The organism is Pseudotabrizicola alkalilacus, assembly GCF_003443995.1.
Taxonomy (GTDB): domain Bacteria; phylum Pseudomonadota; class Alphaproteobacteria; order Rhodobacterales; family Rhodobacteraceae; genus Pseudotabrizicola; species Pseudotabrizicola alkalilacus.
On sequence record NZ_QWEY01000001.1, the window covers coordinates 625,813 to 641,509 of the forward strand.

The following is a 15,697-nucleotide window of genomic DNA, read 5'->3' on the forward strand; positions in this document are numbered from 1 at the left end:
CCGGGCGGCGTGGGCCTTATTGCATCATCAGGCTGCCATCGGCGGGCAGCCATGTCGGGTCAAAGTACAGCGCGGCATCGGGGGCGTTGGTGAAGGTGTAGACCGATTTGGTCTGCTCGATCGCCTTTTCCATCCGGGCGGCGTCGATGTTGCCAAGGCCGTTGGTCATGACCCAGTCGGTCATCACGTTGTCCTTGATCGACAGCGCCAGACGCTCGCCCTCCAGCTCCGCATCGGCGGCGGGGTTGCGGGTGATCAGGCTGGCGATGGCGGCATCGGGGTCGGCGACGGTGTCTTTCCAGCCCTTGGCAATGGCGCGCAGAAAGCCGGTCACCGCTTCTGGGTTGGCGGCGGCGAAGTCGGTGTTGACGATCACCGCATTGCCATAAAGCGCCACGCCGTGATCGGCCATCAGGATGACCGAGATGTCATCGGCTGGCACGCCGAGACGTTTGACGTTGAGGCTGGAGGTGAAGCTGAAGCCGGTGACGGCGGCCACCTTGCCTTCGGCCAGCATCGGTTCGCGCACAGGAAAGCCGACGGGTTCCACCGTGACAGTCGCCATGTCGATGCCGTTTTCAGCCGCAAAGATCGGGAACTGCGCCCAGGCCCCATCCGGCGGCGGTGCGCCAAGGATCTTGCCGGAGATGTCGCCCGGCGCGGTGATGCCCAGCGATTTGCGGCCAACCATGGCAAAGGGCGGCTTGTCATAGATCATCATCACCGCCGTCACCGGCGCGCCGGGGTTCTGGTCGAGGAATTTCATCAGGCTGTTGATATCGGCAAAGCCGACCGGATAAGCGCCGGTGGCCACCTTCGGGATCGCATCCAGCGAGCCTGCGCCTTCGGTGATCTCGACCGTCAGCCCCTCGGCGGCGAAATGGCCCTTGTCGAGGGCCACGAAATAGGGGGCGGCGGGGCCTTCGAATTTCCAGTCCAGCGCAAAGGGCATGGCGGTTTCGGCTTGGGCCACCTGTGCCACCAGAAGCGCGGTGACAAGGCCGGACAGGGCGATACGGATCATGGGGCAGACTCCGGTTGGGGTTTTCCCAATTGGTCAAGATTGCGCGACAGAGTCATAGGCCGGGGGCGTTGCGTGATGGATTTTTGTGCGCTTATGGCTGCAGATTGTGCAGTTCTTCCGGGAAATGCTGAAAATGGTGTCGTTCTGGGGAGGGTCTCGCCTCAGACTGAACGGCAACCGCCGGGGGCCACGGGCGGTGCCTCCGGCGGGAGTATTTGGCAAGCAGCAATCCGGCAGGGGGTTGCGGGATCTGGCAGGGGTGCAGAGATCAGGCGAAGAGGGTGGGGACCAGCGCGCCGCGGGACTGGATGACCTGTGCCGCCAGTGCCATTGCGGCCTGTGCGGCGCGGTCCTCCGTTTCCCCCATGGCCAGATGGGCGAGAAAGCCGCCGGCAAAGCTGTCACCTGCGGCGGTGGTATCGACGATTTGCGCCACCGGGGTTGCGTCATGCTGGCGGGTGCCGTGAGCGGCGGACCACAGGGTGACCGGGCCGCCGCCATCCTTGACCACAATGCGGCTGGCCCCCGCCTGTTGATAACGGGCGATGGTGTCGGCGGCGGTCTGGTCACCCCAGAGGCCGGTTTCCTCGTCAAACGACGGCAGGACGATATCGGCCACCGATGCGCCCAGCATCACGCCGTCGCGCATCGCATCGGCCCCGTCCCAGAGGCGCGGACGCAGGTTGGTGTCAAAGGCGATCAGGCTGCCCTTGGCACGGGCGCGGGCCAGACCTGCGCAAAAGCTGCGGCGGTGGTCGGGCGACAGGATAGCAAGGGTGATGGCGGAAAAATGGATGAGGCTGCGGCCATTCAGGGTCGCCTCCAGCCAGTCGGGGTCATCGGCCAGCATCCGGGCCGCCGACTGGCCGCGCCAGTAGGAAAAGCTGCGCTCGCCGTCGCGCAGGCTGATCATGTAAAGGCCCACGGTCCGGTCGGACAGGCGGCGCAGGGCGGTTGTGTCGATGCCTTCACCGGCGATGAATGCAGCCATTTCATCAGAGACGGCATCGGTGCCGATGGCCGAGCCATAGGCGACGGTCCAGTCTGCGGGCAGCAGCCGGCGGGCATACCATGCGGTGTTGAAGGTATCCCCGGCGAAACCGCGCGCATAATCGCCGGAGGCGGTGGGCGACAGCTCGACCATGCATTCGCCAATGCTCAACAGGGATTTCGACATGGGGGCTGCTCCTATCCTACGCGGTGGCTGACGTTAGCCGAGCGGCATGGGGGCTGCAACCGGGGGGCTTTGCTATGTCTGCGGTCGCGGATCTGCGCAAAGGCCGGATCATTTGCGCACCGCGCCGTGCGGGAGCGCATGATGGGGTGCGGGGGCGCAACCCGGTTTGCCCGGCATTGTTTTCCGGCGCTTTGCTGCAGGATATGGCTTAAGCTCGGACTTGATGGCAAAGAGTGGCGGTTTTGGAGGGCTGGCTGATGAGTGATGACGCGGCGCGATACATTGCCAAAGGGGTGGCGCATGTCGAGCTGCCCGCCGTGGCCAGCCCGGTCGCGGTCAGTTTTGTGCTGCTGCCGAAATTCACCATGCTGGCCTTTGCCTCGGCCATTGAGCCGTTGCGGATCGCCAATCAGTTGACCGGGCAGGCGTTGTTCCACTGGCAGGTGCTGTCGGCGGACGGGCAGGCGGTGGCCTGTTCTAACGGGGTTCCGGTGATGGTGGACGGGGCATATGGCGCGGTGCAGCCCGAGGGGGTGGTGCTGGTCTGTTCGGGCGTGGAGCCGGAGCTGCAGACCACCGCCGCGCTGGCCGACTGGCTGCGCGGCTTGTGGCGGCGCGGGCGTATCGTGGGCGGGCTGTGTACCGGGGCCTATGCACTGGCGCGGGCGGGTATCCTGAAGGGGCGGCGGTTTACCCTGCATTGGGAGAACCTGACCGGCTTTGCCGAGACTTTTCCCGATCTGACCGCCGCGCGGCAGGTGTTCTGCATTGATGACCGGATCGTGACCTGCGCAGGGGGCGTTGCTGCCGCAGATCTGATGCTGGAAATCATCCACGAGCGGTTCGGCATCACCCTGAGTCAGGAGGTTATGAACATGTGCCTGCTTGCGCAGCGGCGCAGGCAGGGCGATGAGCAGATGACCTCGCTGGCCGCCCGGCTGGGCACGCGGCATGAAAAGCTGATCGAGGCGGTGGCGTTTCTGGAGGCGCGGATCGAGGAGCCGTTTGATCTGGATGCCTGTGCCGCGCAGCTGGACCTGTCACGGCGGCAGATCGAGCGGCTGTTCAGCCGCTACATGGGGGTGACCCCGGTGCGGTATATGAACGACCTGCGGTTGCAACATGGCCGCGCGCTGCTGGCGGAAACCGATATGAGTGTGACAGAGGTGGCGATTGCCTGCGGATATGCCAGCAGCTCGCATTTTTCCAAGTCTTTCCGGGTGAAATACGGGGTTTCGCCCTATCGCTTCTCGCATTTTGGCAAGTAGCGGCAAAAGCCGGTCGTTTGATCCGTGCCCGGATTGTCGGAATTTACCCCCCAATTCCGCAGACTTCCCTTGGATTGTTGCTGTTTTACAATAGCCAAAGGGTTAACGCCTTGTTACGGTTGGGGCAATAAAAACACGAGCAGACTAAAAAAGGGACAGGCATGGGAACGGGCTCTCGGGGCACGTTCGTCATTTCCTGGTCACAGACAGAGATAGACGGCCTGAGTGCGGCCCCGTTGGATGGTCTTGCCGTCGGCGCTTCATGGCGCTGGTCCGGTCAACCCGTCCGCGTGGATGGTCAGGGCGGCATGCTTCTGCTGGAGGGGGCCGAGGGAATTGCGGACATTCGCAGGCGTGCGGCCAAAATGGTGCGCCGCCTGATCGGTGTAGCTGTCACGGGCGAGGCAGTTGCCGCGTCCGGTGTGGAGGACGAGGAAGAAGAAGCTCCTGATCAGGGGTTTATCGTGACGGACGGCCATCAGAGCTGGTCTGTCACCATTCTGCCGGTGCCGGATACCGGCGCGCGGCTGTTGATGTTTGTCGGTGATCTGCCGCCGCCGGGGCAGGATCTGTGGGTGGTGCGCACTGCGATTGACCGCACCCATTCGGGCGCGGGGGCCAAGGTGGCGGGAGGGGTGATCTGCTTTACGCCAGACACCCGCATTGCCACGCCGACCGGAACGCGGCTGATCCAGGATCTGCGACCGGGCGACCGCATTCTGACCAAGGACAATGGCGCGCAGGATATCCTGTGGACCGGCAGCCGCCGGATGAGTGGGGCACGGCTGTATGCGATGCCGCATCTGCGTCCGATCCGGTTCCGGGCCGGGGCGCTGGGGATCGAGCGGCCAGACGTGGATCTGGTGGTGTCGCCGCAGCACCGGATGGTGCTGAACGGGCCGGCCGCGCGGGCGTTGTTCAACACCGAAGAGGTGCTGGTCAAGGCCGAGGATCTGCTGAACGATGTGACGATCTGTGTCGATCACGCGCTGCGCGAGGTGACCTATATCCATATCCTGCTGGACCGCCACAATATCGTCTGGGCCAACGGCATGGAGACCGAGAGCTTTCACCCGTCGAACACCGCGATGGACACCATCGAGCCGAAACAGCGTGAGGCGCTGATGGCGATTCTGCCCGAGATCACGGTGAACCCGGCGAGCTATGGTGATTATGCCCGGCGCAATCTGTCGTCCTCTGAGGTGGCGATCCTGCGGCATGATGTGGCGGCCTAAGCTTTAGAGCCGGTGTTGCCGGGAGGGGTGATTGCCGCTTTCGCTTTGCACCTCCCCCGGCGTTATTTTCGGACCGGGGCGGAAGCGGCTGTTGACACCCTGATTTGCGGGCGTATAAGCGCGCTCTGTCCCGGCGGGTAACCTCCGGGGCTTTTCATTGGTGTTGGTGGACCCCGCAAGGGGATGCCTGTCGGGCCGGAAGGCACAAGGACAACGCCCTTCATCTGAGCGAAGGAGATCAGCCGTGACCAAACGCACGTCTGCCAAGTACAAAATTGACCGCCGCATGGGCGAGAACATCTGGGGCCGCGCCAAGTCGCCGGTCAACAAGCGGGAATATGGCCCGGGCCAGCACGGTCAGCGCCGCAAGAACAAACTGTCCGACTTCGGTACTCAGCTGCGCGCCAAGCAAAAGCTGAAGGGTTACTATGGTGACCTGACCGAAAAGCAGTTCCGCAAGATCTTTGGTGAGGCCGAGCGTGTGCGCGGCGACACCGGCGAGATGCTGATCGGTCTGCTGGAGCGTCGTCTGGATGCGGTTGTGTACCGCGCCAAGCTGGTGCCGACCGTGTTCGCCGCCCGTCAGTTCGTGAACCACGGCCATGTGCAGGTGAACGGTCAGCGCGTGAACATCGCGTCTTACCGTGTGAAAGAGGGCGACGTGATCTCGGTCCGCGAAAAGTCGCGTCAGCTGGCGATCATTCTGGAAGCCGTGCAGTCGTCAGAGCGTGACGTGCCGGATTATCTGGAAGTCGATCACAACAAACTGGTCGTGACCTTTGTGCGCACCCCTGGTCTGGGCGATGTGCCGTATCCGGTCGTGATGGAACCGAACCTGGTCGTCGAATATTACGCGAAGAACTGATCTTTCGCGCAAGCTGTCGGAAGGGCCGCCCCGTGGGGCGGCCTTTTGCATTTGCGGGCTTTGTGTGCAGGGAATCCGGCTGTCGATTGCCCCCCTGCGCGTTATAATCGCACTGGTCTAACCGCCCCGTGCCCGCTAGAACCGCCGGGTGAGTTGGAGGCCCCTATGCACGACACCATTCGCCCGCAACCTGGCATTCTGGACATTGCGCTTTACGAAGGCGGCAAGGCGCATCTGGCCGGCGTGTCAAATGCGCTGAAACTGTCGTCGAACGAGAATCCGTTCGGCCCCGGTGACCGGGCGAAAGAGGTATTTGGCAAGACGGTTCACACGCTGCACCGCTATCCGGGCACCGATCACGCGGCCTTGCGTCAGGCCATCGGCGATGTGCATTGGCTGGACCCGGAGCGGATCATCTGTGGCGTTGGTTCGGACGAGATTATTACCTTTCTGTGCCAGGCCTATGCCGGGCCAAAGGATGAGGTGGTGTTCACCGAACACGGCTTTCTGATGTACCGGATTTCGGCACTTGCCGTCGGGGCGACTCCGGTCGAGGTGGCCGAGCGTGAGCGGATGACCGATGTGGACGCCATTTTGCGCGCCTGCACCAAGCGCACCAAGCTGGTGTTCATTGCCAATCCCAACAACCCGACCGGCACAATGATTTCGCCCGCCGAGATGGAGCGGCTGGCGGCGGGGCTGCCCCCGCAGGCCATTCTGGTGATCGACGGGGCCTATGCCGAATATGTCGAGGGCTACGACGGCGGCTCGGGTCTGGCGACCGGGCGCGACAATGTGTTCATGACGCGGACGTTTTCCAAGATCTATGGTCTGGGTGGCCTGCGGATTGGCTGGGGCTATGGCCCCAAGCATATCATTGATGTCCTGAACCGTATCCGCGGGCCGTTCAACCTGTCGACCACTCAGTTGGAGGTGGCTGAAGCGGCGGTGCGCGATCAGGAGTGGGTCAACAAATGCCGGTCCGAGAATGCGCGGATGCGCCACTGGCTGGCCGAAGCTCTGGCCGAGGTGGGTGTGCCCTCTGACACCAGCATGGCGAATTTCGTACTGGCGCGTTTTGCCAGCGTCGAGGAGGCCGAGGCTTGTGATGGTTTTCTGCAGTCGCAAGGCCTGATCGTGCGGCGGGTGGCGGCGTATAAGCTGCCGCATTGTCTGCGCATCACGGTGGGCGACGAAGCGGGATGCCGCCGGATTGCCCATGCAGTGGGGCAGTTCAAGGGTCTGAAATGACCGGCCCGCGTGAGACAGTGATTTTTCAGCGTGTGGCGCTGATCGGCCTGGGGCTGATCGCCTCATCGATGGCGCATGCGATGCGGCAATATGGGCTGGCGGGCGAGATTGTGGGCCATGCCAAATCGGCCGAAAGCCGGGATATTGCCCTGCAGATCGGTCTGTGTGACGCGGTCTATGCCACGGCAGCCGAGGCGGTGCAGGGTGCGGACCTGGTCGTGCTGTGCGTGCCGGTCGGCGTGATGGGCGCGATTGCCGCCGAGATCGGGCCGCATCTGGCGCCGGGGGCGACCGTCACCGATGTCGGCTCGGTCAAGGGCGCGGTGGTTGAGGCGGTGGCGCCGCATATGCCTTCTGGCGTGCATTTCATTCCCGGCCACCCGATTGCGGGGACCGAACATTCGGGGCCGAGGTCGGGTTTTGCGACGTTGTTCAAGAACCGCTGGTGGCTGCTGACCCCGCTGGAGGGGGCGGACCGGGCAGCGGTGGCGCGGCTGCGGGACTTGTGCGAGCGCATGGGCGCGAATGTGGATGAGATGGACGTGGCCCATCATGATCTGGTGTTGGCCGTGACCAGCCACACGCCGCACCTGATTGCCTATACAATGGTCGGCGTGGCCGAGCATATGCGGCGGGTGTCGAATTCGGAAGTGATCAAGTATTCAGCGGGCGGGTTTCGCGACCTGACCCGCATCGCGGCCAGCGATCCGGTGATGTGGCGCGATGTGTTTCTGACCAACAAGGATGCGGTGCTGGATATCCTTGGCCGCTTTACGGAAGAGCTGTTCACCCTGCAACGCGCGATCCGCATGGGCGACGGTGAGCACCTTCACGCCTACTTCACCCGCACCCGCGCAATCAGGCGTGGCATTATCGAGGCGGGACAGGATACATCTGCTCCAGACTTCGGGCGTGTCCCGCAGGGCGGAGGAGAGGGCAAGGGCTGATGTTCAGGGCGGGGGTAACGGGGGCTGTTCTGCTGGTTGCGGCAAGTGCTGCGTTCGCCGATGCGCCTTCCAAATCGCCCCGGCCCATGCCCCGCCCCGGAATGGTTGCCGTTGCCGAGGCGCAGACGGTGGGGATCAGCATGCAGGTCGCTGCGCTGCCGGTCATGACGCTTTCGGTGCGTCCCAAGCGGCGGCCTCAGAATCTTGTTGCTGAAGCGCCTGCGATGATCGCCGCGCCGGAGGTGGTTGTCGCGACCGCCTCTGCGGTTGCCCCGCCCGAGAAAAAGGGATTGTTCGGCCTGTTGCGCCCGTCAAAGCGGCCTGAAAGTCTGGTTGAAAAACAACTGGTCGCGGCCACGATTGCGCCGGTAAAGCCCGGCAAGCAGGGCGTGGTGTCGCAAAAGGGGGCGGTCTGCGGCGATCCGTCGATCCGGGGTGAGGCACTGGCGCCGATCACCTCGCGCATTCAGGGGTGCGGGGTGCCGGACCCGGTGCGGATCACCAGCGTTGCCGGAGTGCGGCTAAGTCAGGCGGCCACGGTGGATTGTGATACCGCCCGCGCGCTGAAAGCCTGGGTCGAGCGCGGGGTGGAACCAGCCTATGGCAAGGGCAAGGTTGTGCAGTTGCAGGTGGCCGGGCATTATGTCTGCCGGACCCGCAATCACCGCGCCGGGGCCAAGGTCAGCGAACATGGCAAGGGCCGGGCCATCGACATCTCTGGCTTTACCTTTTCGAACGGAAAGACCGTTCCAGTTCTACGAAATTTCGACAGGACCATGCGAAAAGCCCACAAAGCGGCCTGCGGTATCTTTAACACCACGCTGGGGCCAGGGTCGGACGGAATGCACGAGGACCATCTGCATTTCGACACCGCCAAGCGCAGCAGCACCTACTGCCGTTAGGCCCCGGTTCAGTTCAGCCGGGGCGCGGGGCCGAGGGGCAGCGGGCCAAGCGACATCTGCCCACCGGCAAAGATCAGCGGCATTTCCAGCACCTCCGGATCACCCGAGCTGCCCGCAACGGCCTGCATCATGTTCAGCACGGTCGGTGCGATTTCGGGTTTGATCAGGCCCATGCTGGTGGCCAGCGTCACCAGATTGCGCCAGCCGGTTACCCGGATCTCGATCCGGCCTTCGGGGGTGCCGTCCACCGCCAGCAGATCCCCCTTGGCAAAGATGGACAGCCCGCCCCAGGTCAGCACCGCCTCGCGCAGCGATAGTGCGGTGAGGGTGGGACGGGTCGTGGCCGCGAAACGATCAAGCGGGGCCGAAAAGCTGGCATTGGCATCAACCCGCGTCAGCGCGATCTGCGGCGGCAGGTCGGGCAGGCGGGTGGCAAGGGCCGGGTCGGGTGACAGGTTCAGCAGCTCCAGCGCGATGTCATAGGCATTGGTCCGGCTGGGGTCGGTGCGGGTGGCAAAGCGCAGCGTCTCGGCCTCCAGCACCCAGCCCAGACTGGATTCGGCGCGGATCGCATCCCCGACAAACGTGGTCCGGTCCAGCGTCAGTGCGGTGCTGGGGCTGACCACGACGCTGGCCTGAAGCTTGCCCGATTGCAGCGCGATGTCTTCGGCCGGGGTGCGGATGACCTGCTCTGGCGCGAAGGCGGCGATCACGTGCCAAGGGCGGTAGCTCAGGGAAAACACTTGCAGGAACGGCGCTTCCCAGCGGATTTCGCTGCGCTGATCGGTCAGGCGCGGCTCTGATACGGTCAGATCAAAGCGGTTGGGAAAGCCGGCAAAGCTGTAGCCGGATTGGGCTATGTCCAGCCCGCGCGCCGGGGCCTCTTGCAAGAACGCCTCGAACCCGCGTTCGACGGCGGTTTTGCCGACAAACCAGTAGCCCGACCACAGCGCCACCAAAAGGATGGCAATCGACAGCAATGCGCGCATCATCGGCCCTTTTCTTTCATCCGCCCCTGTTGTTTAGAGGCAGCAAGCAAGGAGGGCCAGTCACTTGACCGAGACGATGTGGGTCTTTGGCTATGGATCGCTGATTTGGAACCCGGAATTTCCGGTGGCCGAGGCGCGGGTCGCGCGGCTGCAGGGCTGGCGGCGGTCGTTCTGCATGCGCTCGATCCATCATCGCGGCTCCGAAGCCGCGCCCGGTCTGGTGCTGGCGCTGGACGCGGCTGAAGGGCATCATTGCAATGGCGTGACTTTCCGGGTCGAACCGGGGGCCGAGGCTGATACGTTGGCGCTGTTGCGCGAACGCGAGCTGATCTCGTCGGCCTATCTGGAGGCGCGGGTGCGGGCCGATTGGCCGGGCGGCGGCGGGTGCGATGCGCTGGTCTATGTGATCGACCCGGAGCATTGGCAATACTGCGGTGGCGTCGATCTGGAAGAGCAGGCGCAGATCATTGCGCGCGCTGTTGGCGGGCGTGGGTTGAACCGCGATTATCTGTGGTCGACAGCGGCGCATCTGGCAGAACTGGGCATTTCCGACCCGGAACTGGAGTGGTTGGCTTCACGGGTTCGCGCACTTACCCTGTGAAGACACAGAGAATTTCTTTGGCAGCAAGGGTATCATGGCGTATCGTCGGGCAAAGCAGAACAAACGGGCAGGCAGCGTCTGATGAAGCAGACCAAGGCCGAGGCGAAGGCCGGAGCACGCCGCACTGGGCGAGAGCGCAGGGCCGCGAAATTTACGCAGCCGATCCAGCAGATCGTGACCATGCTGGTGATCACCGGGCTGGTGGCCGCGGGGGCATGGCTGATTCATGGTCAGGTGGCCGAGGTGTTCCGGTCCAACCTGTGGCTGAACGGATTTATCGCCTTTATCTTTGTGCTGGGGGTGTTCACCTGTTTCTGGCAGGTGCTGATCCTGATCCAGTCGGTCAGCTGGATCGAGGATTTTGTCAGCCACGGGCCGGGGGCGGAAACCCAGCGGGTGCCGCGCCTGCTGGCACCGCTGGCGTCGCTGCTGCGCACGCGTGGGCAGCAGATGCAGATCTCCTCTTACAGCTCACGCTCGATCCTGGAATCGGTCGCCACCCGGATTGATGAGGCGCGGGATATTACGCGCTATCTGACCAACCTTTTGATTTTCCTTGGCCTTCTGGGCACGTTTTACGGGCTTGCCACCTCGGTTCCGGCGATTGTCGAAACGATCCGCTCGCTGTCACCGCAAGAGGGCGAAAGCGGCGCTGCGGTTTTCGAAAAGCTGATGAGCGGGCTGGAAGCGCAGCTGGGTGGGATGGGAACGGCGTTTTCCTCATCACTGCTGGGGTTGGCAGGATCGCTGGTGGTGGGCCTGCTGGAGCTGTTTGCCGGCCATGGCCAGAACCGGTTTTATCGCGAGCTGGAAGAGTGGCTGTCGTCGATCACCCGGCTGGGCTTTTCCAGCGGCGAGGCGGAAGGCGAGACTGATGGCGGCGCGGTGGCCATGGTGCTGGACCAGATGGTCAGCCAGATGGAGGCCCTGCAAGGGCTGTATGTGCAATCGGATGCCAGCCGGGGAGCCGTAGATGCGCGGATCGGCGAGCTGGCGGCGGCGGTCGGCGCGCTTGCCAACCGGCTGGAGGCGGAATCCGGGCAGGCAGCGGCGCTGGACCGTATTGCCGAAGGGCAGGAGCGGCTGATCGCGGCGCTGGTCGGGGCCGAGGGCGGCGCGCATTCGGATGCCGAAAGCCGGATGCGCCTGCGCTCGATTGATGTGCAGCTGCTGCGGATTCTGGAAGAAATTTCGGCAGGGCGGCAGGAAAGTGTCGCCGATCTGCGCGGCGAGATTTCGGCGCTGACGGCGGCGGTGCGGCAGTTGTCGCGCACCGGGGTGGGGCGCTGAGCCATGGGGCTGTCGCGGCGGCGGGACGCGTCGATCATCTGGCCGGGCTTTGTGGATGCGGTCACGACGCTGGTGATGGTGCTGATGTTCGTGCTGACCATCTTTACCGTGCTGCAATCGGTGTTGCAGGAAACCATCACCACGCAGGACGGAGAGCTGAACTCGCTGACCGATCAGGTGGCGGCACTGGCTGATGCGCTGGGGCTGGAGCGGAACCGGGTCGGGCAGTTGCAGGCCGAGGTCGGCACGCTGCGCTCTGACCTCGCCGCCAGCAAGGCCGAGGGCGAGCGGCAGGCGGCGCTGGTGGCGGGGCTGGCCGGGCGGCTGGCGACGGCCGAGACCGAATTGCAGGCGGCAGAAGCGCGGGTGGCCAGCTTTGAGGCGCAGGTGGCGACGCTTTTGGCCGAGCGCGATGCCGCACGCGGCGAGGTGGCGGATCTGTCGGTCAGCAATGCCGAGCTGGAGGCGGCGCGGGCGGCCCTGTTGACCGAACGCGATGCGTTGCAGCTGGCGGTGGCCCGGGCGCGGCAAGAGATTGATCAGACCGCCGAAGAGGCGCGGCTGGCGGCGGCGCGACGCGAGGCGGTTGAGGCGCTGATTGCCGATCTTCAGGCGAAATCGACCGCTGATGCCGCAGCGCTGACGGCGGCGCAGACGGAGCTGTCAGAGGCAGAAGCCGCACGGCTGGTCGATGCGGCGGCGCTGGAGGCGTTGCGGGCGCGGATGGCCGGGTCGGATGAAGCGATGGCGGCGATGACGCTGGCGCTGGAAGAACAGCGCAAGCGGGCCGAGGAAACCCTGCTGTTGCTCGCTGCGGCCCAGACCGAGGCGGCACAGGCGGCGGCGGATGTGGACCAGTCGGCGGCACTGCTGGCGGCGGCAGAGCGGGCGCTGACCGATGAACAGGCCAAGGCCATCGAGGCGGCGCAGCGGGTCGCCCTGCTGAACGAGCAGATTGTTGCCCTGCGCGGCCAGCTGGGCAGTCTGCAGGCGGTGCTGAACGAGGCGCGCGACAAGGATGCGACTGCGCAGGTGCAGCTGGAAGCACTGGGGTCGCAGCTGAACACCGCTTTGGCGCAGGTTGCGGCAGAGCAAAAGCGCCGCGCCGCGCTGGAAGAGGCCGAGCGGCTGCGGCTGGAGGCGGAAAACGCCGATCTGGAGAAGTTCCGCAGCGAATTTTTTGGCCAGCTCAGCCGCTTGCTGGAAGGGCGGGAGGGGGTGCGCGTGGTGGGCGACCGCTTTGTGTTCTCCAGCGAAGTGCTGTTTCAGCCCGGTGCCGCCGATCTGGCCCCCGAGGGTCGGGCGCAGATTGCCGGTGTGGTCGAAATTCTGAACGAGGTGCGGGCCGAGATTCCTGACACGATTGACTGGATCATCCGGGTCGATGGCCACACCGATAACGTGCCGCTGTCGGGCGCAGGGGCGTTTGCCGACAACTGGGAGCTGAGTCAGGCGCGGGCGCTGTCGGTGGTGCGGTTCATGCAGAACTCGCTGGGCTTTCCACCTGACCGGCTGGCAGCAACCGGCTTTGGCGAATACCGGCCCGTGGTCTCGGGCAACACCGAAGCGGCCCGCCAGCAGAACCGGCGCATCGAGCTGAAGCTGACCGAGCGGTAGCGGTTTGGGTGGCAGCTATCGCCACCCGGGCAATTCTCACCCAAGCGTGCAATCAAGCGGCATCTGCAAACAAAAGGCCCCTGCTTGCGCAGGGGCCCATGCCGGGATCAGGAAAAGCCGGATCATTCCGCCGTGAGAAGCGGCGGTTTGGAGCCGGTGAGGCGCGGCTTTTGCGGCTCGTCGATTTCGAGCACGATGGCGTCGTCCTTGACCGTGACGCGGACCACCCCGCCTTTGACCAGCTTGCCGAACAACAGCTCTTCGGCCAGCGGCTTCTTGATGTGTTCCTGGATCACGCGGCCCAGCGGGCGCGCGCCCATCTTGTCATCATAGCCCTTGTCACCCAGCCAGATCGTCGCCTCTGGCGTGAGTTCGATGTGAACACCACGATCCATCAGCTGTGCTTCGAGCTGCATCACGAATTTCTCGACCACACGGAAGATCACTTCTTTGCCCAGCGAGGCGAAGGAGATCACCGCATCCAGGCGGTTGCGGAATTCGGGCGTAAAGGTGCGCTCGATCGCAGCGGTGTCTTCGCCGGTGCGCTTGTCGCGGCCAAAGCCGATCGCTGCCTTGGCCATGTCAGAGGCCCCGGCGTTAGAGGTCATGATCAGGATCACGTTGCGGAAATCGACAGACCGGCCGTTATGGTCGGTCAGTTTGCCGTGGTCCATCACCTGCAACAGGATGTTGTAGACATCCGGATGGGCCTTTTCCATCTCATCGAGCAGCAGCACGCAATGCGGGTGCTGGTCGATGCCATCGGTCAGCATGCCGCCCTGATCAAAGCCGACATAGCCCGGAGGCGCGCCGATCAGACGGGAAACGGCATGTTTCTCCATATACTCCGACATGTCAAAGCGCAGGAGTTCGACGCCAAGGCTGGAGGCCAGTTGCTTGGCCACCTCGGTCTTGCCCACACCCGTCGGCCCGGCAAACAGATAGTTGCCGATGGGCTTTTCGGGTTCGCGCAGGCCCGCACGGGCCAGTTTGATGGCCGAGCAGAGCGCCTCAACGGCTTTGTCCTGACCGAAGACCACGCGCTTGAGCGTTTTCTCCAGATCGCGGAGGGTTTCGGCATCGTCCTTGGAGACATTTTTCGGCGGGATGCGGGCGATTTTTGCGACCACAGCCTCAATCTCTTTGGTGCCGATCACCTTTCGCCGTTTGGAGTCGGACAACAGGTGCTGTGCTGCCCCCGCTTCATCAATGACATCAATCGCCGAGTCCGGCAATTTGCGGTCGTTGATGTAACGGCTGGCCAGTTCCACCGCCGATTTGATTGCGTCGGCGGTGTAGCGCAGGTCGTGGTGCGACTCGAAATGCGGTTTCAGACCCATCAGGATCTTGATCGCATCGGGAACAGAAGGCTCGTTCACGTCAATCTTCTGGAACCGGCGCGACAGGGCACGGTCCTTTTCAAAATGCTGACGGAATTCCTTGTAGGTGGTTGAACCCATGCAGCGCAGCTTGCCGCCCTGCAACGCGGGTTTCAGCAGGTTCGAGGCATCCATCGCGCCGCCGGACGTGGCCCCGGCACCGATCACGGTGTGGATCTCGTCGATGAACAGGATCGCGTCGGGATGATCCTCCATCTCTTTGACCACGGCTTTCAGCCGTTCCTCGAAATCGCCGCGATAGCGGGTGCCGGCCAGCAATGCGCCCATGTCGAGCGAAAAGATGGTGGCACCGGCCAGAACGTCGGGAACCTGCTTGTTGATGATCTTCCACGCCAGACCTTCGGCGATGGCGGTTTTGCCGACGCCGGGGTCGCCCACCAGCAGCGGGTTGTTCTTGCGGCGGCGGCAGAGCACCTGAATGCACCGCTCCACCTCGGCCTCGCGGCCGATCAACGGGTCGACATCGCCCTTTTTGGCTTTGACGTTCAGGTCAACGCAGTATTTCGACAGCGCCGATTCCTTGGCGTCGCCGGCTTCGGCCTTTGGCGTCTCATGGTGTTCTTCGGCACCCTGTACCGGGCGGCTTTCGCCGAAGGACGGGTCTTTGGCGACACCATGCGCGATGAAGTTGACCGCGTCATAGCGGGTCATGTCCTGTTCCTGCAGGAAATAGGCCGCGTTGCTTTCGCGTTCGGCGAAGATGGCGACCAGAACATTGGCCCCCGTCACCTCATTGCGGCCCGACGATTGCACATGGATCGCCGCGCGCTGGATCACGCGCTGGAAGGCGGCCGTTGGCACCGCTTCGGACCCTTCGACATCGGTGACCAGAGTGGACAGGTCATCGTCGATGAATTCCATCAGCGTTTTGCGCAGGTCATCAAGGTTGACCGAGCAGGCCTGCATGACGCGGGCGGCATCGGGTTCTTCGATCAACGCCAGCAGCAGATGCTCCAGCGTTGCGAGTTCATGGCGACGGGCGTTGGCCAAGGCCAAGGCGCCGTGGATGGCTTGCTCGAGAGTGGTTGAAAACGAAGGCACTTGCTGCGTGCTCCTGTTCCTCGGGGCAGGTTCGGGTGTTCTTCACCTTTACCAACCGTTGCCTCATACCTTTAAAGTTCGGTTTTATTT

Annotated in this window: 13 protein-coding genes; 9 read left to right on the forward strand and 4 right to left on the reverse strand. The window is 63.8% G+C overall.

What is annotated here, in order from left to right; genetic code table 11:
* Positions 1-16: 16 nt before the first annotated feature.
* On the reverse strand, positions 17-1,024 hold the full coding sequence (locus tag D1012_RS03070; protein WP_118149831.1) for an ABC transporter substrate-binding protein: 1,008 nt from the start codon (positions 1,022-1,024) through the stop codon (positions 17-19).
* Between the two features lie 268 nt (positions 1,025-1,292).
* Entirely contained in the window at positions 1,293-2,201 is a 909-nt protein-coding gene (locus D1012_RS03075) for a sugar kinase (RefSeq protein ID WP_118149832.1), read from the reverse strand.
* Between the two features lie 257 nt (positions 2,202-2,458).
* Here D1012_RS03075 and D1012_RS03080 point away from each other — a divergent pair, with 257 nt between their 5' ends.
* From D1012_RS03080 to D1012_RS03105, 6 genes are all read left to right on the forward strand, one after another.
* Entirely contained in the window at positions 2,459-3,469 is a 1,011-nt protein-coding gene (locus D1012_RS03080; RefSeq protein WP_118150051.1) for a GlxA family transcriptional regulator, read from the forward strand.
* Between the two features lie 161 nt (positions 3,470-3,630).
* Positions 3,631-4,704 (forward strand): Hint domain-containing protein, encoded by a 1,074-nt coding sequence (locus D1012_RS03085; RefSeq protein WP_118149833.1) that lies wholly within the window; start codon positions 3,631-3,633, stop codon positions 4,702-4,704.
* 244 nt (positions 4,705-4,948) lie between these two features.
* Positions 4,949-5,569 (forward strand): 30S ribosomal protein S4, encoded by a 621-nt coding sequence (gene rpsD / locus D1012_RS03090; RefSeq protein ID WP_118149834.1) that lies wholly within the window; start codon positions 4,949-4,951, stop codon positions 5,567-5,569.
* 165 nt (positions 5,570-5,734) lie between these two features.
* Positions 5,735-6,820 carry a histidinol-phosphate transaminase gene (gene hisC, locus D1012_RS03095; protein WP_118149835.1) on the forward strand — a complete coding sequence of 362 codons (1,086 nt, stop codon included), beginning with the start codon at positions 5,735-5,737 and terminating at the stop codon, positions 6,818-6,820.
* Positions 6,817-7,767, forward strand: coding sequence for a prephenate/arogenate dehydrogenase family protein (locus tag D1012_RS03100; protein ID WP_118149836.1), 951 nt, complete (start codon positions 6,817-6,819; stop codon positions 7,765-7,767). The genes hisC and D1012_RS03100 overlap by 4 nt, the downstream gene beginning before the upstream one ends.
* On the forward strand, positions 7,767-8,669 hold the full coding sequence (locus D1012_RS03105) for an extensin-like domain-containing protein (RefSeq protein ID WP_118149837.1): 903 nt from the start codon (positions 7,767-7,769) through the stop codon (positions 8,667-8,669). The genes D1012_RS03100 and D1012_RS03105 overlap by 1 nt, the downstream gene beginning before the upstream one ends.
* An 8-nt stretch (positions 8,670-8,677) precedes the next feature.
* Here D1012_RS03105 and D1012_RS03110 read toward each other — a convergent pair whose 3' ends face one another.
* The gene (locus D1012_RS03110; RefSeq protein ID WP_118149838.1) at positions 8,678-9,661 is read right to left on the reverse strand and encodes a DUF2125 domain-containing protein; all 984 of its coding nucleotides are present in this window, start codon (positions 9,659-9,661) and stop codon (positions 8,678-8,680) included.
* A 73-nt stretch (positions 9,662-9,734) separates the two neighbouring features.
* Here D1012_RS03110 and D1012_RS03115 point away from each other — a divergent pair, with 73 nt between their 5' ends.
* The 3 genes from D1012_RS03115 (at position 9,735) to D1012_RS03125 (ending at position 13,166) form a co-directional block, all read left to right on the forward strand.
* Positions 9,735-10,259 carry a gamma-glutamylcyclotransferase gene (locus D1012_RS03115; protein ID WP_435530898.1) on the forward strand — a complete coding sequence of 175 codons (525 nt, stop codon included), beginning with the start codon at positions 9,735-9,737 and terminating at the stop codon, positions 10,257-10,259.
* Positions 10,260-10,439: 180 nt separating this feature from the next.
* Entirely contained in the window at positions 10,440-11,549 is a 1,110-nt protein-coding gene (locus tag D1012_RS03120; RefSeq protein ID WP_233517009.1) for a biopolymer transporter ExbB, read from the forward strand.
* 3 nt (positions 11,550-11,552) lie between these two features.
* A complete protein-coding gene (locus tag D1012_RS03125) occupies positions 11,553-13,166 on the forward strand; it encodes a peptidoglycan -binding protein (protein ID WP_118149840.1) in 1,614 nt (537 codons plus the stop codon).
* Between the two features lie 122 nt (positions 13,167-13,288).
* Here the strand turns inward: D1012_RS03125 and clpA are convergent, their stop codons facing one another.
* Complete coding sequence (clpA, locus tag D1012_RS03130) at positions 13,289-15,607, reverse strand: ATP-dependent Clp protease ATP-binding subunit ClpA (RefSeq protein ID WP_118149841.1); 2,319 nt, start codon at positions 15,605-15,607, stop codon at positions 13,289-13,291.
* Positions 15,608-15,697 lie beyond the last annotated feature (90 nt).